Source organism: Lysobacter sp. M2-1 (assembly GCF_022662495.1).
Lineage (GTDB): Bacteria > Pseudomonadota > Gammaproteobacteria > Xanthomonadales > Xanthomonadaceae > JAKPBU01.
Genome location: NZ_JAKPBU010000001.1, coordinates 1293689 through 1314566 on the forward strand (window position 1 = coordinate 1293689; position 20878 = coordinate 1314566).

The 20878-nt window shown below is 68.5% G+C and carries 20 protein-coding genes; 13 read left to right on the forward strand and 7 right to left on the reverse strand.

Annotated features, from left to right (window positions below):
• Positions 1 to 62: 62 nt before the first annotated feature.
• From MC375_RS05690 to MC375_RS05740, 11 genes are all read left to right on the forward strand, one after another.
• Positions 63 to 332, forward strand: coding sequence for a phosphopantetheine-binding protein (locus MC375_RS05690; RefSeq protein WP_242102325.1), 270 nt, complete (start codon positions 63 to 65; stop codon positions 330 to 332).
• Positions 333 to 387: 55 nt separating this feature from the next.
• Positions 388 to 1098, forward strand: coding sequence for a ketosynthase (locus MC375_RS05695; protein ID WP_242102326.1), 711 nt, complete (start codon positions 388 to 390; stop codon positions 1096 to 1098).
• A gap of 73 nt (positions 1099 to 1171) precedes the next feature.
• The gene (locus MC375_RS05700; protein ID WP_242102327.1) at positions 1172 to 1948 is read left to right on the forward strand and encodes a lysophospholipid acyltransferase family protein; all 777 of its coding nucleotides are present in this window, start codon (positions 1172 to 1174) and stop codon (positions 1946 to 1948) included.
• A gap of 91 nt (positions 1949 to 2039) precedes the next feature.
• Positions 2040 to 2333, forward strand: a complete 294-nt coding sequence (locus MC375_RS05705) for a hypothetical protein (RefSeq protein ID WP_242102328.1) — start codon at positions 2040 to 2042, stop codon at positions 2331 to 2333.
• Entirely contained in the window at positions 2330 to 3322 is a 993-nt protein-coding gene (locus MC375_RS05710; RefSeq protein ID WP_242102329.1) for an acyltransferase, read from the forward strand. The genes MC375_RS05705 and MC375_RS05710 overlap by 4 nt, the downstream gene beginning before the upstream one ends.
• Positions 3270 to 3917 carry a LolA-related protein gene (locus MC375_RS05715; protein WP_345779259.1) on the forward strand — a complete coding sequence of 216 codons (648 nt, stop codon included), beginning with the start codon at positions 3270 to 3272 and terminating at the stop codon, positions 3915 to 3917. Before MC375_RS05710 ends, MC375_RS05715 begins: the two co-directional genes overlap by 53 nt.
• A gap of 252 nt (positions 3918 to 4169) precedes the next feature.
• The gene (locus MC375_RS05720; RefSeq protein WP_242102331.1) at positions 4170 to 6548 is read left to right on the forward strand and encodes an MMPL family transporter; all 2379 of its coding nucleotides are present in this window, start codon (positions 4170 to 4172) and stop codon (positions 6546 to 6548) included.
• A 59-nt stretch (positions 6549 to 6607) separates the two neighbouring features.
• On the forward strand, positions 6608 to 7051 hold the full coding sequence (locus tag MC375_RS05725; RefSeq protein ID WP_242102332.1) for a phosphotransferase: 444 nt from the start codon (positions 6608 to 6610) through the stop codon (positions 7049 to 7051).
• 69 nt (positions 7052 to 7120) lie between these two features.
• On the forward strand, positions 7121 to 7858 hold the full coding sequence (fabG, locus tag MC375_RS05730; RefSeq protein WP_242102333.1) for a 3-oxoacyl-ACP reductase FabG: 738 nt from the start codon (positions 7121 to 7123) through the stop codon (positions 7856 to 7858).
• Between the two features lie 89 nt (positions 7859 to 7947).
• On the forward strand, positions 7948 to 8394 hold the full coding sequence (locus MC375_RS05735; protein ID WP_242102334.1) for a hypothetical protein: 447 nt from the start codon (positions 7948 to 7950) through the stop codon (positions 8392 to 8394).
• 163 nt (positions 8395 to 8557) lie between these two features.
• Positions 8558 to 9148 carry a hypothetical protein gene (locus MC375_RS05740; protein WP_242102335.1) on the forward strand — a complete coding sequence of 197 codons (591 nt, stop codon included), beginning with the start codon at positions 8558 to 8560 and terminating at the stop codon, positions 9146 to 9148.
• A 146-nt stretch (positions 9149 to 9294) separates the two neighbouring features.
• Here MC375_RS05740 and MC375_RS05745 read toward each other — a convergent pair whose 3' ends face one another.
• From MC375_RS05745 to MC375_RS05765, 5 genes are all read right to left on the reverse strand, one after another.
• Positions 9295 to 10929 (reverse strand): tryptophan 7-halogenase, encoded by a 1635-nt coding sequence (locus MC375_RS05745; protein WP_242102336.1) that lies wholly within the window; start codon positions 10927 to 10929, stop codon positions 9295 to 9297.
• Positions 10926 to 11747, reverse strand: a complete 822-nt coding sequence (locus tag MC375_RS05750; RefSeq protein ID WP_242102337.1) for a glycosyltransferase family 2 protein — start codon at positions 11745 to 11747, stop codon at positions 10926 to 10928. Before MC375_RS05750 ends, MC375_RS05745 begins: the two co-directional genes overlap by 4 nt.
• The gene (locus tag MC375_RS05755; protein ID WP_242102338.1) at positions 11740 to 12519 is read right to left on the reverse strand and encodes a beta-ketoacyl synthase chain length factor; all 780 of its coding nucleotides are present in this window, start codon (positions 12517 to 12519) and stop codon (positions 11740 to 11742) included. Before MC375_RS05755 ends, MC375_RS05750 begins: the two co-directional genes overlap by 8 nt.
• Positions 12520 to 12643: 124 nt before the next feature.
• Positions 12644 to 13849 (reverse strand): beta-ketoacyl-[acyl-carrier-protein] synthase family protein, encoded by a 1206-nt coding sequence (locus tag MC375_RS05760; protein ID WP_242102962.1) that lies wholly within the window; start codon positions 13847 to 13849, stop codon positions 12644 to 12646.
• 206 nt (positions 13850 to 14055) lie between these two features.
• Entirely contained in the window at positions 14056 to 15843 is a 1788-nt protein-coding gene (locus MC375_RS05765; protein ID WP_242102339.1) for a DUF885 domain-containing protein, read from the reverse strand.
• Positions 15844 to 16035: 192 nt separating this feature from the next.
• On the opposite strand from MC375_RS05765, the gene MC375_RS05770 reads away from it, so the two are divergent.
• A complete protein-coding gene (locus MC375_RS05770; RefSeq protein WP_242102340.1) occupies positions 16036 to 18342 on the forward strand; it encodes a S9 family peptidase in 2307 nt (768 codons plus the stop codon).
• Positions 18343 to 18426: 84 nt separating this feature from the next.
• On the opposite strand, the gene MC375_RS05775 is transcribed toward MC375_RS05770, so the two are convergent.
• A complete protein-coding gene (locus MC375_RS05775) occupies positions 18427 to 19161 on the reverse strand; it encodes a glutathione S-transferase C-terminal domain-containing protein (protein ID WP_242102341.1) in 735 nt (244 codons plus the stop codon).
• A 190-nt stretch (positions 19162 to 19351) separates the two neighbouring features.
• On the opposite strand from MC375_RS05775, the gene MC375_RS05780 reads away from it, so the two are divergent.
• Positions 19352 to 19984 carry a TIGR00645 family protein gene (locus MC375_RS05780; protein WP_242102342.1) on the forward strand — a complete coding sequence of 211 codons (633 nt, stop codon included), beginning with the start codon at positions 19352 to 19354 and terminating at the stop codon, positions 19982 to 19984.
• Between the two features lie 19 nt (positions 19985 to 20003).
• Here MC375_RS05780 and MC375_RS05785 read toward each other — a convergent pair whose 3' ends face one another.
• A complete protein-coding gene (locus MC375_RS05785; protein WP_242102343.1) occupies positions 20004 to 20870 on the reverse strand; it encodes a hypothetical protein in 867 nt (288 codons plus the stop codon).
• Positions 20871 to 20878: the final 8 nt, after the last annotated feature.

Here is a 20878-nt window from a genome sequence, read left to right on the forward strand (position 1 = left end):
GGGCGCGAATGATAGCGCGCGGCCTGTGTGGCCCCTCCGTACCGCATCTCCGGGAACCCTGAATGTCCGCCCAAACCCCCGCCGAGCTCGAGCTCGCCCAACTGCTCGTGGAAAGCCTGAATCTGGACGGGGTGGATCCGGCGGGGATCGATCCGGAGGCGCCGCTGTTCAACGCCGGCCTGGGCCTGGATTCGATCGATGCACTGGAACTGGCGCTCGCGATCTCGAAGACCTACGGGTTCCAGCTGCGCTCCGAAAACGACGACAACAAGCGCATTTTCGGCTCGCTGCGCGCGCTCTCGGCGCATGTGGAGCAGAACCGGACCACCTGACGCGGTCGCGCCCGCACGCTCGCGTGCAGGCGCGGTCGCCTCCGCCGGACGCGCCATGACTCCGCCGTACTCCCCGCCCTGGCTGGTGCCGGCGCTGCGCGTCGCGCTGGCGATCGCCTATCCGTTCCTGGCGCACGCGGCGAGCCTGCGCGACAGCGGACCGCTGGCGGCCTGCGCGCTGGCGGTGATCGCGCTGATGGCGCTGGTCGAAGGCCTGCTGGCACGACGCGCGCGTGCATGGCTGGTCCTGCTGGTGATCGGCCTCGCCCTGGTCGGGCTGGCGCGCTCGTCCTATGCACAGCTGCCATTGCTGCTGGTGCCGGTGGCGTTCATCGGTCTGATCGGCTGGAGCTTCGGGCGAACGCTGCGTGCCGGGCGGCTTCCGCTCATCACCCGCATCGTCTCGGCACTCGAACGAAAAGCCCCCGATGCGCTGGAACCGGAGTTGCGCGTCTACACGCGCCGCCTGACCCTGGCCTGGACCGTGGTGCTGGCGGCGCTGGGGGCATGCAACCTGGTGCTGGCGGCCATCGCGGTGCCCAACGGCCTGCTGGGCAGCGTGGGTATCGTCCCGCCGGTGGCAGTGACCGAGGCGCAGTGGTCGTGGTTCGCGAACTGGCTCAATTACGGACTGGTTGGCGGCTTCTTCCTGTTGGAGTACCTGTACCGCAAGCGGCGTTTTCCGGGGCGCTACCGCAATTTCGCGGATTTTGCGGGCCGCATGTCGCGGCTGGGGCCCGCGTTCTGGCGCGACCTGTTCCGCTGACGCGGCGAAGTGCGCAGGGCGTCACGGTATCCTTGGCGCTTCGAAACACATGGATCGAAGCCGAATGCGACAAATGGAACTGCGCACCACGTCCAGCCGCGCCCAGCAGGCGAAGGCACTGGCGTGGTCACTCTTCAACGGACTGCAATTCGCGTTCACCCTGTTATGGACCGCCGGCTGCATCAGCGCGGCGATGGCGGTGCTGGCCATCACCGGGCGGCGCGATCTGCCGCTGCGCATGGCCTCGGTCTTGTGGGCGCCTGGACTGCTGGGCGGCGCCGGCGCCGACCTGGTGGTGGAAGGTGCCGAACACATCGACTGGTCGCGCCCGCACATGCTGGTGTCCAATCACCAGTCGGTGATCGATATCTGCGCGCTGTTCCGTGCCGTGCCGGTGCCGCTGCTGTTCCTGCTCAAGCAGGAAATGACCAGGGTTCCGTTCGTGGGCTGGTACGCCCGCGGCATGGGCATGCTGTTCATCGATCGCGACAATCCTCGCGCCGCGCCGGCGGTGCTGCGCAGTGCGGCGCAGCTGGTCAAGGGCGGTGCCCAGCTGTGCATCTTCCCGGAAGGCACGCGCAGCCGCGACGGCGCGGTCGCCCCGTTCAAGGGAGCGGCGTTCCAGTCGGCCATCGATGCCGGCGTGGACGTGCTTCCGGTGGCGCTGGAAGGGACCGGCGCGGTGCTGCCGGCGGAGGGGTTCTTCGCGGTCCGGCCGGGCACCATCCGGGTGCGCTTCGGGCAGCCGATCGCCACCGCCGGCGAGGGCGCGATCGGGCAGCGCCAGGCGCTGGCACGCCGCGCGCATGACGAGGTCGTTGCGCTGCTGCGCCGGCGCCCGGCAGCCTAGCCAGACTCACGGCAGCCACGCTCGCCCACCCGCCCGCGGCCGGCTCCGGAGCACGACAAGGCTTTGCCGGCGGCGTTGCTAAGCTGCTCGAATGCATTTCCCCGTACCCGTCTCCGTCCCTGCGGACCACCGCTGCCTGCCGGGGCATTTCCCCGGGCGCCCGCTGGTGCCAGGCGTGGTGATCCTGGATCGGGTGATCGCCGCCATCGAAGCGGCGAACGGCACGCTTGGCGGCCTGCGCCTGCCGCAGGTGAAGTTCGTGCGGCCGCTGCTGCCGGAACAGGCAGCCACCATCGAGCTCGAAGGCGAGCGGCCGCGCTGGCGCTTCCGGGTCCTGCATGCCGACGGCGCGCTGATCGCCAGCGGCGAAGTGGTGGCGGTATGACCGACTGGAAGCAGCGTCCCGAAGGCGGGGGTCGGTTCGCGATCTGGCTGATCCGTTCGATCGCGCGTTACGGTGGCCGCGCCGTCGCGCGGCTGTGCCTGTATCCGATCACGGCCTACTTCACCCTGGTGCGCGCTCCGGAGCGTCGTGCGTCGATCGAATACCTCACCCGCGTGCTCGGTCGCCCGGCCGGCCTGCGCGACGGTGCGCGCCATGTGTACACGTTCGCTTCCACCATCCTGGACCGGGTGTTCCTGCTGGGCGGCCGCATCGACGCCTTCGACGTCGCGCTGCACGGGCTGGACGACATCCATGCCGCGCTCGACCGCGGCAAGGGCGTGCTGTTGTTCGGTTCGCACCTGGGCAGTTTCGAAGTGCTGCGCGTGCTCGCACGCAGGCGTCCGGAGTACACGATCCGGGTGGTCCTGGACAAGCAGCAGAGTCCGGTCATGACCCAGTTGCTGGACGAGCTGAATCCCGAGATCGCCGCGGGGGTGATCGATGCCAGCCAGGACGGGCCGTCGATCGTCATGGCGATCCATCAGGCCTGCAGCGCGGGCGCCATGGTGGCGATGCTGGTGGATCGGGTGCGCGGCGACGAGCCGAGCCTGCCGGCGCCGTTCCTGGGGGCGGAGGCACGTTTTCCGACCGCACCGTGGCTGATCGCCGCGGCACTGAAGGTGCCGGTGGTGCTGGGCTTCGGCCTGTACCGCGGCGGCAACCGTTACGAACTAGTCTTCGAATCGTTCGCCGACGGCATCGAGGTGCCGCGCGGACAGCGCGCGGCGGCGTTGTCGGCACTTATCCGGCGTTACGCATCGCGGCTGGAGACTTGCGCCCGCTCGGCCCCCTATAACTGGTTCAACTTCTATGACTTCTGGCAACCGCACCCCGACGATGCGCGCGCGCAGCCACACGCTGCGCCTGTGCTGGATGATGCTGCTGTCCAGCGCCGTACTGCCGTGGGCCGCCGCGCAGCCGGCGGTTGATCAGCCGGCGCAGGTCGATGCCGGGTGGGTGCTGGCGCGGCTGGCACGGCCGGCGCCGATGCGTACCAGCTTCGTCGAGGTACGCGAGTCGCGGCTGCTGAAAGAGCCGCTGCGACTGTCGGGCGAGTACCTGCGCCCGCGCGAGGACACCCTGGTCCGGCAGGTACGCAGTCCCTATCTGGAGACCACCACGATCGTTTCGTCCAAGGGCGACGCCGGCCAGGCGACGATCGAGCGGGCAGGCAAGTCGCGGACCTATTCGCTGACCCGCGTGCCCGAACTGGCGAGCCTGCAATCGAGCTTCGGCGCGATGCTCGCCGGCGACCAGGCCAGGCTCGAACGCGATTTCCGCATCGCCTCGCAGGGCACCCGGGCGCGATGGACCCTTGTGCTGACGCCGAAGGACGCCGGGCTGGCGACGCGGCTGAAGCAGATCCTGCTGTACGGGCGCGGCGCCGAACTGCGCTGCATCGAGACCGTACCGGCCAAGGGCGTCGAAGTGCAGCGCACGCTGCTGGCCACGGCGGCGCGCGCGGCCGGCGACGAGGCCGATGCCGCGGCGCTGACCGCGCTGTGCCAGGGCGAAACCGGGTAGCGCGTTCGGCGTCACTCTGGAAGCAGCCTGTGGGAGCGGCTTCAGCCGCGATCGCCCTGTTCGTCATCAGGTGCAGGCAATCGCGAGCAAGCTCGCTCCCACAAGTCATCCGTCCGTGCAATCCGGCTCCAGTGGCGACACTGCGGGCTGCTAGTCTGATGCGATGCCCGCCCGCGTCGAACCTGCCGATCGCAACAACCCCCATGCCGCGCGCGCGGCGGATGATCTGCGCACGGGGAGTATTGGGCTGGCATGAAGCCGTTCGCTGCCAGAACGAGGATCGCTTTGGCCCTGCTGTGGCTGGCGCTTCTGGCCGTCGCCGGCTGGGCGATTTCGCAGCGGCTCGAGCTTAGCGGCGATCTGCGCAAGTTCATGCCTTCCGCCCAAACCCCTGCCCAGAAGCTGCTGATCGACGAACTCGGCGAAGGCCCCGGTTCGCGCCTGCTGCTGGTCGCGCTGTCCGGCGCCGATGCGCAGACCCTCGCCGCGCAATCGCAAGGCCTGCGCAACGCGCTCGCGGACGATCCGAAGTTCACCCTGGTGTCGAACGGAGAGGCTGCGCTGGAGGCGTTTCCAGAGCGCCTGCGTGCATACCGCTACCTGCTGTCGCCCACGCTCGATGTCCAACCATTGGATGCGGACTATCTGCGCAGCGAACTCGACCAGCGCCTGCAGGACCTGGGGTCTCCCGCCGCGGGACTGATCGAACCGCTGCTGCCCTCCGACCCCACCCTGGAAACCCTCAAGCTGGCCGAAAGCTGGCAACCGGCGCACGCGCCAAATCGGCTGCACGAGGTGTGGTTCGACCGGGCGGGCCGGCAGGCGCTGCTGGTGGCCGAAACCAGGGCCGCCGGCTTCGACCCCACCGGCCAGGAAACGGCTGTGAACGCGATCCGGGCCGCGTTCGCCAAGGTGCGAGGCGATGCGTCGACCCAGCTGGCGATGACCGGGCCGGGCGCGTTTTCGGTGGAGATCGGCGGGCGGACCCAGCGCGAGGCCGGCTGGATCGGAATAGTCGACACCATCGGCCTGGTGTTGCTGCTGTGGATCGCGTACCGCAGTTGGAAGGCCCCGCTGCTCGGCGTGCTGCCGCTGGCGAGCGCCGGGCTCGCAGGACTGGGCGCGGTGGCGCTCCTGTTCGAGGGTGTGCACGGCATCACCGTGGCGTTCGGCTTCACCCTGATCGGGGTGGTGCAGGATTATCCGATCCACTTGTTCAGCCATCAGCGCGCCGGGCTTTCGCCCTGGAACAACGCGCGCGCGATCTGGCCGACGCTGGCCACCGGCGTGGTGTCCACCTGCATCGCCTACGTCACCTTCCTGGCATCGGGGGTGGAGGGGCTCAAGCAGCTCGCGGCGTTCACTATCGCCGGGCTGCTGACGGCCGCGCTCGCCACGCGCCTGTTGCTGCCTGCGCTGATCGATCCGGCGCCACGCGATCCTGCCGCATCGCGCCGGCTCGCAATCCTGTGGCGGCGCATCGCCGCGATCCCGCGCCCGCGCTGGTCGCTACTGGCGCTGGCTGTGGCCGCGGTGCTCGTGCTGTGGCTGCGGCCGGGCGCGTTCTGGCAGAACGATCTGTCCAGGCTCACGCCGGTGCCGCCCGCGGCGATGGCGCGCGACACCGCGCTGCGCAGCGAACTGGGTGCGCCCGACGTGCGCTACGTGCTCTCGCTGGAAGGCCCCGATGTCGAAACGGTGCTGCAGGCCTCCGAGCGTCTGCGGCCGGCGCTGGACGCGCTGACCGCCCGGCGGGTCATTGCCGGTTACGACCTGGCCGCGCGCTACCTGCCGAGCGCCGCGACGCAGCGCGCGCGCCAGGCGCGGTTGCCTACGCGCGAACAGCTCGCGCAGTCGCTGGAGCATGCGCTGTCCGACAGTCCGTTCCGCACCGACGCGTTCGCCGATTTCGCCGTCGACGTGGAGCGCGCGCGCAGTGCCACGCCGCTCGCGCCGCGCGATCTTGCTGGAACGCCGCTGCACGCGACCACGGCCGGCTTGCTGCTGGAGCGTCCGGGACACGCGATCGCGCTCGTGTCGCTGACCGGCCTCACCGATCCTGCGGCAGTGGCCACCACTGCCGCCGCGAACGGCGCGCAGCTGCTCGACCTGAAGCAGGCCTCCGAATCGCTGGTGGCCAGCTATCGCGAGCGGGTCCTGCTGGCGCTGACGGTGGCCGCGGTGCTGCTCGCGCTCACCGTCTGGATCGCGCTGCGTGCGCCGGGCCGGGTCGGTCGCGTCCTGCTGCCGATGGCGCTGACCACGCTGCTGATCCTGGCGGTGCTGCGCGGCTTCGGCGTCGAACTGAACCTGTTCCACCTGGTAGCGCTGATCCTGGCGGCGGGCCTGGGCCTGGACTACGCCTTGTTCTTCGACCATGCCGGCGAGGATTACGCCGACCAGCTGCGCACCCTGCACGCGCTGATCGTGTGCAGCCTGATGACCCTGCTGGTGTTCAGCCTGCTGGCGCTGTCCTCGATCCCGGTGCTGCGCGCGATCGGCAGCACGGTGGCGCTGGGCGTTGTGATCAACTTCGTGCTGGCGCTGCTGGTCTCGCGCCGCGCCGCGAGCGCTTACCCCGGGCGACTGACGTCAAGCCGCCGCAGCGGCCCCGGACAAGGGGCGGCCTAAGCGAAACACTGGCTCGACGGATCGCGTGTCGCGACTCGCGTCGCACCTACAATGCGCCCATGATCGACCGCGACACGCTGCTCACGCTGATCCCGCACCAGGGCGCGATGTGCCTGTGGGATGAGGTGATCGAATGGGATGCGCAGCGCCTTCGCTTGCGGACGCACAGCCACCGCGATCCATCGCATCCGCTGCGCAGCGACGATCGCCTGCGCGCGTTGCACCTGTGCGAGTACGGCGCCCAGGCGATGGCGGTGCACGGCGGATTGCGCGCCCGGGATGGCGGCGGCAAGGCGCCGCCCGGCATGCTCGTGGCGCTGCGTGGGATCGCGCTGCATGTGGCGCGCATTGACGATCTGCCCGGCGACCTCGAAGGCGAGGCGGAGGTCCTGATCGAGGCCGAGGATAGCCAGCAGTACGCCTTCCGCATCCGGCATGCGGGCACACTGCTCGCCGAAGGCCGCGCCGTGGTGATGTTGCGCCAAGGTAGCGACGCGGCCTGAGGCCGCCTCGCTTCACGCCGCGCGCAGTGCAAGCGACAATCTCCCCATCTTCCGCTCGTGGACACTCGCATGCCCTCCAGCCCGATGCCGCGTCGCGCACTCGTCACCGGCGGCAGCGGCGATCTCGGCGGTGCGATCTGCCGGCAACTGGCAGCCGACGGCTTGCATGTGATCGTCCACGCCAATGCCAACCGCGCGCGCGCCGATGCAGTAGTCGCCGCGATCCGTGAGAACGGCGGCAGCGCCGAGCCGGTGGCGTTCGACGTCGCCGATGCTGCAGCCGCGCACGGCGCGATCGAAGCGTTGCTCGCCGATGGGCCCGTGCAGGTCGTGGTCAACAACGCCGGCATCCACGACGACGCACCGATGGCCGGCATGTCCGACAGCCAGTGGCGGCGCGTGATCGACGTGTCCCTGCACGGCTTCTTTCACGTGACCCAGCCATTGCTGCTGCCGATGGCGCGTACCCGATGGGGACGGATCGTCAGCATCTCGAGCGTGGCGGCGGTGCTCGGCAACCGCGGCCAGAGCAACTACGCCGCGGCCAAGGCCGCGTTGCACGGCGCATCGAAGTCGCTGGCGCGGGAGATGGCCAGCCGCGGCATCACCGTCAACGTGATCGCTCCGGGGGTGATCGCCGGCAGCATGGCCGAGGCGAGCTTCTCGCCTGAACAAGTCAGCCAGATGGTGCCCGCCGGGCGCGCTGGCACCCCCAAGGAGGTCGCTGCGCTGGTCGGCTTCCTGTGCTCGGACGCCGCCGGCTACATCAACGGCCAGGTGATTGGCGTCAACGGCGGCATGGGTTAACTCCCATTCGGGTTTTCCTGCCGCGGATCACGCCGTCTACGCGATCATTGCGGATGATCGAACCACTCATCGATTCCTGGAGAACCGTCATGGCCGGTTTGTTGCGCTGTCTGGCCCTGTCTGGCCTGTTGCTGCTGGGCGCCTGCGCGAGTTCCCACATGCTCACCGGAACGCCGCGTCCGCCGATCTCGCCCGAGCAGGTGCGCATCTACTACGCGCCGCCGCCAGGCGCCTACGAGGAAATCGCGCTGCTCGACGTGAGCAGCGGCGCGTTCACCTACGGCGAGCAGAACAAGAACAATGCGGTGATCAAGCGGCTGAAGAAGGAAGCGGCGAAGCTGGGTGCAAACGGCGTGGTGTTCGGCGGCACCGCACGCGGCTACGGAGGCGGCGGAGTGAACGTCGGCGCCGGCGGGGGCCGCATCGGTCGCCACAGCTATGGCGGCGTCGGAGTCGGCGTGGACATCAGCCCAGAGCAGAAGTACGGCCACGGCACCGCGATCTACGTGCCGAACCCGCCGCCGCCCCAGCCCTGATCCGGCCGCTCGCCGGCGGTCACACGCCCCACGTCCGGGCGCGGTCCCGCGCGCCGCGCGGCGGCGTGAACTTCCGCGCGTTGCGCACGGACCGGTAACATGCGTGCCGGCAGCCGGGACGGGGAAAGGATTCCCGGCGCCTTCCATCGACACAGGGGACAACATGATCAAAGTCATCAGCAGCGCGTTGCTGGCGTTCTGCCTTGCCGGCGTGGCACGGGCACAGGAGGCAACGCCGCCCGCCGAAGGCGCCATGAATGCGCCGGCGGCCGTTGCGCTCAATTCGTTCCAGCGTTTCGAAATGGCGCCGGTCGCCATGGGCGCTCCGTTTGCCGGCCAGAAGGGCAATGAAGCGGCGAAGACCATGCTGCAGGCCAACCTCGACGAGCGCGTCGGCACGGTGCTGGCGGAATGGAACGCGAAGGCAGGCGCAGGCGGCAGGACCCTGCGGATCCAGCCCGAGATCCGCTACGTGCGCTTCATCACCGGCGGCAAGCGGTTCTTCGCCGGCGGCCTGGCCGGCGGTTCCTCGGTCATGGTCAAGGTCAGGCTGACGGATGCGGACACCGGCCAGCTGGTCGGCGAACCCGATTTCTACCAGCACGCCAATGCCATTGGAGCCGCGTGGAGCTTCGGCGCGACCGACAAGACCATGCTGATCCGCATCGCCAGCATGCTGCGCGGCTACCTGCAGTCGAACTACGAGGCTCCCACGGCCATATCGATCAGTCAGGCCCCGGAAGTGCAGGACTGACGGCGACAGAAGCGAAACACAGGACGCGGCCCCACGCGCAGACACGCGGGCCGCGGCCCTGCAAGCCGGGTGCCCTCAGGTACCGAACCGCCTACGGCGTAATCGTGTGGAGCAAAGCTCCTCGCACTGGTGCGCTGTAACGAGCCTCAGGCCGCCTCGGCGTACCACTGCGACGACAGCGAGGGTCGTTGCGTGGCTTCACGAACGAGCAGGGCATCCAGGCCGTGGTCGCCGATCTGCGGGTGCGTGGCGCGCGCACGGGTCAGGATCTCGTTCGCCAGCCAATCCATGCGCGCCACGTTGTCGGCGATGCGCGCCTCGAAGGCCGCGTCGTCCAGGGTGTCGTTGAGTGCGCGGTTCATCTCGTGGAACCAGTCGATCCGGTACTGGTCGAGCATGCGCCCGTCGTGCACCGCTGCAGATACCATCCCGGCCGCGCGATTGCGTTCGCCCCATTCCCGCAGCAGCGGCTGCATCGCCAGGTTCAAGGCGCGCGCGGCATCGAACTTCGGCCGCAGCCGGCCCAGCATGGATACATCGGTGAGCTTTCCGGCGAAGAACAGCGGCGCCAGCAGCGCCCAGTAGAAGGTGTAGTCCCAGATCACCTTGACCGGCATCACCTGGGTATCGCCGAACAGCGGGTACTGATCCTGGTACAGGGTGAGCGTGTTCTCGTAGAACGAGAAGTACAGCTGCTGGTAGATCTCCGCATGCGAGCCGAACGGCTTGCCGGCACGCTCGCGCCCGATCAGATCGCAGATGTAGGTGTTGGCGATCCCGATGAAATCGGTGCCGGGCGAATAGAACGGATCCAGGAACAGACCGGCTTCCCCCGTCAGCGCCCAGCGCCGCGGCGAGAACACCTGCTTGCAGCCGTAGGAAAAGTGGCGCAGGAACAGGAAATCCTGCAGCGCGTGGCCAGGCCGCTCCAGCGATTCGGCAACCTGCGGCTGGTGCTCGCGCAGCCAGGACATCGCCTTCTCGTGCGTGTTCATGGTCTCGAGCGGGTGCATCCTTGCATCGCAGACGATGCCCAGCGAATGCGCGCCGGACGCCAGCGGGATCAGCCAGAACCAGTAGCCCGGGCCGCACATGTGGTTGGTCGAGCGCCAACGGTCGGGTGGGATGCAGCGCGCCAGCCATTCAGGATCGTGGGACCACGCGTTGGGATCGACGATGCCGTCCACGCGCCACCACACCGCGTTGACGTCGTGCGCATTGTCCTGCGCCAGATCGAGCTTGCGCTTGAGCAATCCGGCGCGGCCGGAGGCGTCCACCAGCCAGCGCGACGACAGCTCGGCCTCGCCACCCGCGGACTCGTATCGCACCACGTGATCGCCGTCGTCGTCGGCCAGGGCGATCTCGCGCACGACCGAGCCGTCGAGGAAGCGCACGCCCAGGGCACGCGCGTGCTCGCCCAGGAAATTCTCGAACCGGCCGCGATCGATCTGCCAAGACGGCGTCGGCAGCAGTTCGCTCACCCCCAGTTCGGTGCAGCGGTCGATCGCACGGCTGCCTTCGGAGAAGAAGAAGCGGAAGCCGAACTTGCGGATCTGCCCGGTTTCCAGGTGTTCGCGCAGCCCCAGGACCTCGGCGAGATAATGCGCACCGATCTCGACCGTCGATTCGCCGACCTTGAAGGCCGCCTCGCGCACCGGGTGGCTGCGGCGCTCCAGGACCGTGATCGCGATCGCCGGCTGCTGTCGGCGCAGCTGGATCGCCAGGGTCAACCCCGCGAGCCCGCCGCCCAGGATCACCACGTCGCTGCGCGTTGTGTTCATCCCCGCACCTGCGCCGGCGCAAACACGGTACCGAATTCGCCGTTGGCATCGTCGATCACCGGCGGGTGGGCATGCGAGCGCCGGCAGTAGGCGAGGGTGTTGCCGTAACGCAGGCCCTGCGCGACCACGTGCGAGGTGATCTTGTACAGGTCGCGGAACACGCGGAAATGGCTCTTGCGGAACTGGTCGCCCGAATGCACGGTCTTGTATCGCGATTCGATCGGCACCGACACCACCCGCATGCCCAGTTCGCGTGCTGCAGACAGCAGCAGTTGCGCTTCGTAAACGAAATCCTCGCCCGGGATGTCGCCCAGCGAGCATAGCGCGGCCGGGTACAGACGCTGGCCGCACTGGGTGTCGCGGATCTGGAAGCCGCACACCAGGCTGATGCCCCAGTCGCCGAAATCGTTGCCGATCCGCCGGTACAACGGCTGCTGCGAGCGCTTGCGCAGGCGCGCGCCGTTGATCAGGCAGTGCGGGTGGCGGTTGGCCGCTGCGATCAGGCGCGGCACGTCCGCGCCCAGGTGCTGACCGTCGCCGTCCATGGTCACCACTGCGCGCATGCCGCGGCGCATCGCTTCGGCGAATCCGTCGCGCAGGCTCGCGCCCTTGCCCATGCGGTGCGGATGGCGCAGCAGCACGATCGGCAGGTCGGCGATCGCCTCGGATGTGCCGTCATCGGAACCGTCGTCCACCACGATCACATGCGGACAGTACGCCAGCGCGTCCTGGACCACCTCGCGGATCCGCAGGACTTCATTGAGCGCCGGAATCAGCACCGCGACGTTGTCGCGATGCAAGCCGTTGGGTTCAGTCATGCTGCAACTCTACCCGCAACACGCGGCCAGGCCCTGCATGCAGTATCGCGCCCGGGGCGTAAGCGGCCAGTGCATCGAACAGCGGCAGCATCGGCGCCATGGCATTGCCAGCGCCATGCGCGGCGAGCGGACCGGTAGCGGTGGACACCCTGCCTTCGCCCAGGGTCGCGGTCAGGCGCGGGCCGGCGCCGGTGCGAGCCAGGACCAGCGCTCCGCCGAGCAGCCCGGTGCTGGCCCAGAGCGTGGCCGCCGGGCCGACCGCGGTGGTGTCGTAGGCGGCCAGCAGCACCGCCTCCTCACCCGCGGCCAGCTGCGAGAGCGCCTCGAGCAGGCCCTGGGCGAAGCTGGCATCGAACGCGCTGATCGCGGTGGTGGCCGCGGTGCAGCCGTTGCCGATCGTCCAGTAGCCGGCGGCGGCGTTGTGCACGGAGTTGTGGAAGCGGGTGGGCGAGAGCGCCGCTGGATCGGTAGCCAGCGTGGCGCACATGTAATCGGTGATCGCCAGGTCGCCATGGGTGGACGCGAATACGCTGGGCAGCGTCGCCGGATCCAGTTCTGCGTCCGTGCAGGCAGCCAGCGCGACCTCCAGCGCGACGGCCACCGATTCGGGCGCGCGACGGCGTTCGTTGGGCGCGAGCAGCTGCGGCTGGGGTTTCGCCGGCGGCTCGGAAGGCAGCGCTCGGTTGGCGACGAAGTCGCGCGCGGCCTGCCAGGACGGCAGCCCGTTGCACCAGAAGCCGATGCCGGCGATGCGGGCGTTGAGTGCGGTCATGAGCGGCCTGCCCATGATCCCGTATGTAGGAGCGGCGTAAGCCGCGCGCCTTTCGCCGAGCCTGCGTGGAAGATCAAGAGCTCGCGGCTTACGCCGCTCCTACGGGGCGATGGTCTCGGCATCGTCATGCCCGTCCGAATACCAGCGAGCAGTTGTTGCCGCCGAAGCCGAACGAATTGTTCATGGCGTAGCGGATTTCGGCATGCGCATTGTCGAAGCGGATCTGCGGACCGTTGCCGGGGTCGGGAGCATCACCGCCGAGGATGCCGGGCAGCAGTCCGTGTTCCAGCGCCAGCAGGCTGAAGACCGATTCGACGATCCCGGCCGCACCGAGCGTGTGCCCGGTCCAGCCCTTGGTCGAACTCGCATGTAGCGTGTCCGGGAACAACGCCGCCACCGCGCGCGCCTCCACCGCATCGTTCGCCGGCGTGGCGGTGCCGTGCAGATTCAGGTAACCGACATCGCCGGCGTCGATGCCGGCACGCGCCAGCGCATCGCGCATCGAGATGCGCGCGCCCAGGCCTTCGGGATGCGGTGCCGACATGTGGTGCGCATCGCTGGACTCGCCGTAGCCGCGCAGCTGCAGTCCGCCTTCGGCGTCCGCCTTCTCCAGGATCGCGAAGCCGCCGGCTTCGCCCAGGGACAGGCCGTCGCGGTGCGCGTCGAACGGGCGGCAGGGCGCTTCCGACACCAGTCCGAGCGAATTGAACCCGTACAGCACGCTGCCGCACAGGGTGTCCACGCCGCCGACCAGGGCGGCGTCGGCCTGGCCCGCCGCGATCAGGCGTGCTGCCTGGGCGAAGACCTTGGCGCTGGAGGAGCAGGCCGTGGCCACGGTCACGCACGGCCCACGCAGGCCGGTTGCGGCCTGCACGAAGCGGCCAGGCGAATGCGGGGTGTGCACGATCGGCCGCAACAGGTCCGCGGGAAGACAGGGATTGCCCTGTTCGTCGCGTTCGAGCCGGGCATAGCCTTCCTCGGTGGCGCCGATGCTCGAGGTCGAGGTGCCGATCACCACCGCCACCCGCTCCGCGCCGTAGCGTTCGCCCAGGGCGATCGCGTCGGCGAGCATCGCGTCCTGCTGCAGGGCAAGCCAGGCGAGGCGGTTGTTGCGGCACTCCCATGCGGCCAGGTCGTCGGGTAGCGCTGCCAGCTCCAGTCCATTCACGCGCCCGATCCACGTCGGCAGCAGGCTGCCATCGCTGCGCGCGGGGCCGAAGTCGTTGCGGCGCAGCCCGCTGCGCCGTTCGCGCAGCCCCGCCAGCTGGGCGGCGCGGCCGGGGCCGAGCGCGGTGGTGGCGGTGAAGTTCCTGATCCGGAGTGGGCGGATCGCCAGCGGCGGCATTGCAGTTGGCGGGGACAACGGACGCTCTCTCGCGAAAGGGCGGCGAGTATACCCAGCGCCCTGGGAGCGCCCGCTGACCGGACTGGCTTGCGGCCGGTCGGCGCAGTTCGGTCCACGCCGCAGGCTGAACAGGTTCACAGACGAGCTCGGATTCCTGCGCGCGCGTGCTCAGCGCGCGCCTTGGGCCAGTCTCAGCGCGCGCCTGCCTTGTGCGCTGGAATGAACTGCGTGCGTACCGCCTCGGCGAGCAGCTTCGGCGGCAGCCGGCCCTGGTCGAGCAGGAAATTGTTGAAGGCGAGCCGGTCGAAGCGCTCGCCAAGGGCGAGTTCGGTTTCCATACGCAGTTCCATGATCCGGCTGTAGCCATAGAAATAGCTGCCGGCCTGGCCGGGGGAGCGGAACTGATAGCGGTCCAGTTCCTGGGTGGCCATGCCCTTGGACAGCACCACGTCCTCCATCAGTACCTTCTCCGCGCGCGGGCGGTCGATCAGGCCCAGGTTGAGCATCGGGTCGAGCATCGCCCGCGCGGCGCGCATCAGGCGGAACTGCAGCGCGATCAGCTGTCCGTCGAGCGGCTCGTACGGCACCATCTCGGCCTCGGCATACAGCGCCCAGCCTTCGGAATTGACCGAGTTCCCGGCGAACAGCGCGCGCGCCAGCGACACGCCGCGCTCGATCATGCTGGCCGACTGCAGCTCGTGGCCCGGGCGGCCCTCGTGTGCGCTCAGGGTCCACGCCGCGGAGGGATAGTTGAAGTCGTCGTACATCGCCTCCTTGCCCGCGGCCGGGTTGCCCAGCGGCAGCACGAACTGGCCCTGCTCGCCGGTGTTGCCGATCAGCTGCGCGCCGCGGAAATGCGGCGCCGGCTGGGCCGCGCTTTCGGCCGGCGTGCCCAGGCGCATGATCATCGGCCGCGTCGGCACGTCGACGATCTTCTCGCGGCGGATGATCGGATCGATGGCATCGATCACCTTGCGGTATTCGGTTTCGAGCTGGTCATTGGGAATGGTGTCGCGCTTCAGCGCGCGGATCACCTCGCGGTAATCGCGGGCGTCAAGGTTCTTCTCCTTCGCCACCAACGGCGCCAGTTGCTGCATCGCCGCGCGCGTTTCCATGAAGGCGGCCTGCGCGCGCTGGATCAGCAGCTCCGGCGCGATGTCGATGCCCACCTGGCGCAGGTTGTAGGCATACAGCTCCGGCGGCAGCTTCGGATCGGTGCGCGAGACCGGCAGCACCTGCGCGCGCAGCCATTCGGCATAGGCCGTGGCCTGCTGTTCGAATGCGGCGAGCGCGGCATCCGAATCCGGCTGCGGATATTTCTGGTACAGCTTGCGCACGCCGTCGACATAAGTCGCAGCATTGGCGATGGCTTGCTCCACTTCCAGCCGCGTGGGTTCGAGCTTGCCGGCACCCTTGCTGTCCTCATAGCGGGCGCGGGCCTGGTCGAAGATCGATGTGCTCTGCGGCCACAGACCGACGTAGCGCTGCAGCCGTTCGAGCGCCTTGGGCCGGCGCGCGGCCGCGATCTGTTCCTGCAGCAGCGCCTGCTCGCCGTCGAACACGCGCAGCGCGGCGTCGGTCCAGTTGCGCTCGTATTTCTGCGACAGGTCGATGCCTTCGATCCGGCGGTCCACCGCCTCGATCATGATCTGCAGGTCCTGGCGCACGTTGGGATCGCGTTCGCGCGCAAGCCCGGCCTGCAGGTCCGCCTTGGCCTTGACCAGCGCCGCGCGCCGGCGCTGGTCGACGTCTGGCCCGAGGTCCGCGGCCAGTCTGTCGAACTGCGTTAGCCCCCTTTCCGATACGCTTTCTGGATTGAACTGCGCTTCGGTTTCCAGCAGCGCGTTGGCGTAGCCATTGCTCGTGGCGACCCAGGCGGGGGTAGCGCGTTCGACGGTGGCGGTCGGCGCCGCCTCCTGCGCCCACAGCGGAGCGGGCAGCGCGAGCGCCAGGGCGATGGCGAGGGACAGGATTTTCATGGCGGGCTCGGGGTCGGGAAGCTGCCGACCCTAATCCGGGTGGCGGAGCGGCGCAATCTGCAACGCGCCACCCATGCGCGCGGAGCCCGGGACCACTATCGCCTTATCGCGACGCGCCCCTGACCAAGGTCATGCGCCCCGAGCAGGGGCCGCACCTACAATGCCGCGGCAAACAACGATCGGGGAGTCCGGATGACAGGCAGGGCGAGTTGGCAGGGATTGGCGCTGTTGCTGCTCGCGCCGATGGCATGGGCGCAAACGCCGCAGCTGACGCCAGCAGACTACGCGCGTGCCGAGTCGCGACTCGCGCACAAGGCCACGCCGCTGGTCGACAACGCGCTGTCGGGCATCACCTGGCTCGAGGACGGCAGTGTCTGGTTCAAGCGGCATGATGCGTCGGGCGACCATTTCGAGCGCTTCCAACCGCCTGCCGGCAAGACCGAGCCGCTGTTCGACCACGCCCTGCTCGCCGCTGCGCTGTCGAAAGCCGGTGGCAAGGCCGTCACTGCGGACAAGCTGCCCATTACCGAATATTCGGCCCGGGCCGATGGCGGTTTCACGATCAAGGCCGGCGACAAGCGGTATGCGTGCTCCATCGCGGAGAAGGTCGGTCGTTGCACCGAAGTAAAAGGCCCCGGGTCCGAGCCGGGCGTGCTTTCGCCGGACGGCAAGCGCGAGGCCTTCATCCGCAACTGGAACCTGTGGCTGCGAGATGCCGAAGGCGGCAACGAACGACAGCTCACCACCGACGGCGTCGTCGACTACGGCTATGCCACCGACAACGCCGGTTGGGTGCACAGCGACCGCCCGATCCTGGTGTGGTCGCCCGACTCGCGCAAGATCGCCACGTTCCAGCAGGACCAGCGCAAGACCAGCACCATGACCTTGGTCGCCACCAACGTGGGCGCGCCCAGGGTCGAGCAGTGGAAGTATCCGTTCGTCGGCGACAAGGACATCACGATGATCGAACGCGTGATCATCGACCTGACCGCCGAGGCGCCGAAGACGATCCGCCTGCAGATGCCGCCGGACCAGCACCGTTCCACGTTCTGCGACGACGTGAGCTGCAACGGCGGCTGGGAAGACGTGCAGTGGGCGAAGGACGGCAACACCCTGGCGTTCGTCAGTACCGACCGCGGCCACAAGTCGGCGCAGCTGCGCATCGCCGATGCCGCAACCGGCAAGGTCCGCGACGTCTACAAGGAAACCGTCAGGACCCATTACGAAAGCGGGCAGGGCGAGGCCAACTGGCGCTATCTGCCGGACAGCAACGAGTTCATCTGGTTCAGCGAGAAGTCCGACTGGGGGCATCTGTATCTGCACGACCTCGCCACCGGCAGGCGCAAGCGCCAGATCACCCAGGGCGAGTGGAACGTCACCCAGATCGCGCACGTCGATGAAGCTTCGCGCACCGTCTGGTTCCGCGGCGTGGGCCGCGAGCCCGGACGCGATCCGTACTACGTGCACTACTACAAGGCGAGCCTGGACGGCGGCGGGGTGCAGCTGCTCACGCCCGAGGACGCGAACCACGCGATCACATTGTCGAAGGACGGCCGGCACTTCGTCGACGTGCATTCGACCATCGGCACCGCGCCGGTCGCGCTGGTGCGCGACGCCGATGGCGCGCAACTCGCCGAGCTGGCGCGCGCAGACTTCACCCGGTTGAGGGCCAGCGGCTGGGTGCCGCCCGAGTCATTCACCGTGAAGGCGCGCGACGGCCGGACCACGCTGTACGGGCAGATGTTCAAGCCATCGGGCTTCGATCCGTCGAAGAAGTACCCGGTCATCACCTACATCTATCCCGGCCCGCAGGTCGGCTCGATCCGCTCGCGCAGCTTCCTGCCCGCGCACCTGGACCATCAGGCGCTCGCGGAACTGGGCTTCATCGTGATCGCAGTCGACGGGATGGGTACGCCGCTGCGCAGCAAGTCGTTCCACGACACGTGGTACGGCGACATGATCGACAACACCCTGCCCGATCAGGTCGCCGCGCTGAAGCAACTGGCTGCGCGGCATGCATGGATCGACGCGAGCCGAGCGGGCATCTGGGGCCATTCGGGAGGCGGCAACGCGACCGCGACGGCGATGTTCAAATACCCGGACGTGTACAAGGTCGGGATCGCCGAATCCGGCAACCACGACAACCTCAGCTATGAGGACGACTGGGGCGAGCGCTACCAGGGCCTGCTGGTGAAACGCAGGGACGGGAAGAACAACTACACCGGCCAGGACAACGCCACCTACGCGAAGCAGCTGAAGGGCAGGCTGTTCCTGATCCACGGCATGATGGACGACAACGTGCCGCCGCAGATGACCCTGCTGGTGGTCGATGCGCTGATCAAGGCCAACAAGGACTTCGACCTGCTGCTGCTGCCGCATGCGCGCCACGGCTACGGCAACGATGGGTATTACGTCATGCGCCGGCGCTGGGATTACTTCGTGCGGCACCTGCTCGGCGCCGAGCCGCCGGCCCAGTACCTGCTCAAGGCACCGGAATAACCGACGCCTTCAACCAATCGGAGCGTCGGTAGGAGCGACGGTAGAGCGTCGCTCCTACAGCGGATTGGTCCGCATTTGGGCCGATCAGCGCGCCCCCTGCCCGAACAGCAGTTTCCTTTCCTGGTCGCCCATCGGCTTGCCCGCGTCAGGATTGACCTGCTTGGCCAGGGCATACGCGCGCTGCGTCGCCGGGCGCTGCCGGATCGCCGCATGCCAGCGCCGCACATTGGCGAACGGCGTCAGGTCCAGCGGCGCCTTGTCGTAGGGATTGATCCACGGATAGCTGGCCATGTCGGCGATGCTGTACTCGTCGCCGGCGATGAAGGCGCGTCCAGCCAGGCGCTTGTCGAGCACGCCGAGCAGACGTTCGGCTTCGTTGCGGTAGCGGTCGCGTGCATACGCGATCGGCTCGGGGGCGTACACGTGGAAATGGCCGTACTGCCCGGTCATCGGCCCGAGCCCGCCCATCTGCCAGAACAGCCATTCGTTCACGGTGATGCGTGCGCGCAGCGCATCGCCGGCGTCGGCGCCCGGGGCGATGCCGAGGAACTGCCCGGTCTTGTTGGCCAGGTAGAGCAGGATCGCGCCCGATTCGAACACGCTGATCGGGGCGCCGCCGTCGACCGGGGCGTGGTCCACGATCGCGGGCATCTTGTTGTTGGGCGAGATCTTCAGGTAATCCGGCTCGAACTGCGCGCCCTTGCCGATGTCGACCGGCTTGATCGTGTAGGCCAGCCCCTGTCCCAGTTCGGCAAGCTCTTCCAGGAACAAGGTGATCTTGTGGCCGTTGGGAGTGGGCCAGTAATGCAGGTCGATCATGACGGCGTCCGCAAGCGAGTGGGGTGGAAGAGTCTAGGCGTCGGGCCCGCATGCAGGTGGCGGGTGGATAAAACACTCAGTCCCGGCAATGTCGCCTCCGGTACCACGTTCCGGTTCGCACGCCGGAACGGCGCTTGGCAGTTGCGCGCGGGCTCGTTACCCTGCGCGCAGTTTTGCGCCCGCCGAGCACATGTCGAACCAACGCCCCGAACGCCTCAATCCGCTGCCCGCGCTGATCTTCTCCTCGCGCTGGCTGCAGCTGCCGCTGTACCTGGGCCTGATCGTGGCCCAGGGCGTGTACGTGATCCTGTTCCTGAAGGAGCTTTGGCACCTCGTCCACGGCGCCACCACGCTCACCGAGCAGGACATCATGCTGCTGGTGCTGGGCCTGATCGACGTGGTGATGATCAGCAACCTGCTGATGATGGTGATCGTGGGCGGTTACGAGACCTTCGTCTCGCGCATGCGCCTGGAGCGTCATCCGGACCAGCCCGAATGGCTGAGCCACGTCAACGCCAGCGTGCTCAAGGTGAAGCTGGCGATGGCGATCATCGGCATCTCCTCGATCCACCTGCTCAAGACCTTCATCGAAGCCGGCACCCTGGGCGCGCTGCCGGTGTGCGGCACTGCACAGGCCTTCGCCGGAGCGCAGGCGGCGGACCTGGTGGACTATCTGGGCAAGACCTGCACCACGGTGTCTCCAACCGGGGTGATGTGGCAGTCGATCATCCACGGCCTATTTATCCTGTCGGCCATCGGCATCGCCTATACCGACAAGGTGATGACTGGCAGCGCCGGCAAGCGCGAGCAGCTCGCACACTGAGCCGGATCGAAGCGCGTGATCAGCGCGCGCGCATGATCGTCGTGCGCAGGCGCGCAGCGGCATCACCCTGGCTGAAGCGCAGCGTTGTCCCATTTCCGGACAGCCCAAGCGCGCGGTAGGCGGCGGCGAGATCGGGAAACGCAGTTGCGGCCGCGTACTTGCGGTACAGGCGAACGAACATCCCATGCCCGTCGATGCGGTCCAGCGCCTGGGCGAAGCCCAGTGGCGTGGACTCGCTGCGATCCGACAGACAGCAGCGCGCGTAGGCCGAGAGCACCGTGTCCAGCGACGAGCCGCGCTCGCGCAATGCAAGATCCGCGTGCAGCCAGTACGCGGCTCCGGCCCAGTAGATACGCATGGTCGCGCCGCGTCCCTTTGCCGAGGACAGCGGCCTACCGGCCGGGGCACCCAGGCCGCGCCCGAAACCCGCATCGAGCCGGCGCCAGGCCTCATCCGGGGACATCAGGCCGGCGCGCGCGCGCAGCACGTTCTGGTAATAGCTGGCCAGGCCTTCGGCCATCCAACGCCCTTCGCGGCCCAGATACGGATGCATGAGGTGCGAGAACTCGTGCACTGCGGTCCAGTCGTCGCGCAGCTGCTCGAGCGTGGCATCGGGCCGCACGTAGAGCAGCACCGCAACGCCGTCCCTGCGCAGGGTCTGGCCCCAGGGCACCGGGCTGGGGTCGCGGCTGTCGGTCTCGCGCACCACTGCGCGAACGCGCGGGAGCGGGAAGCGGTCGGAAGCCGTCAACAGGGTCTTGGCAGCCTCTTCGGCCCATTGCTGCAGCATCGCCTCGCGCGCGGGATCGTCGATGCCGTTCACCACGATCTCCAGCCGCCCGCTGCCCGCATGCAGGATGCGCTCGCCCGCGAACGCCTGCGTCATCGATGTGA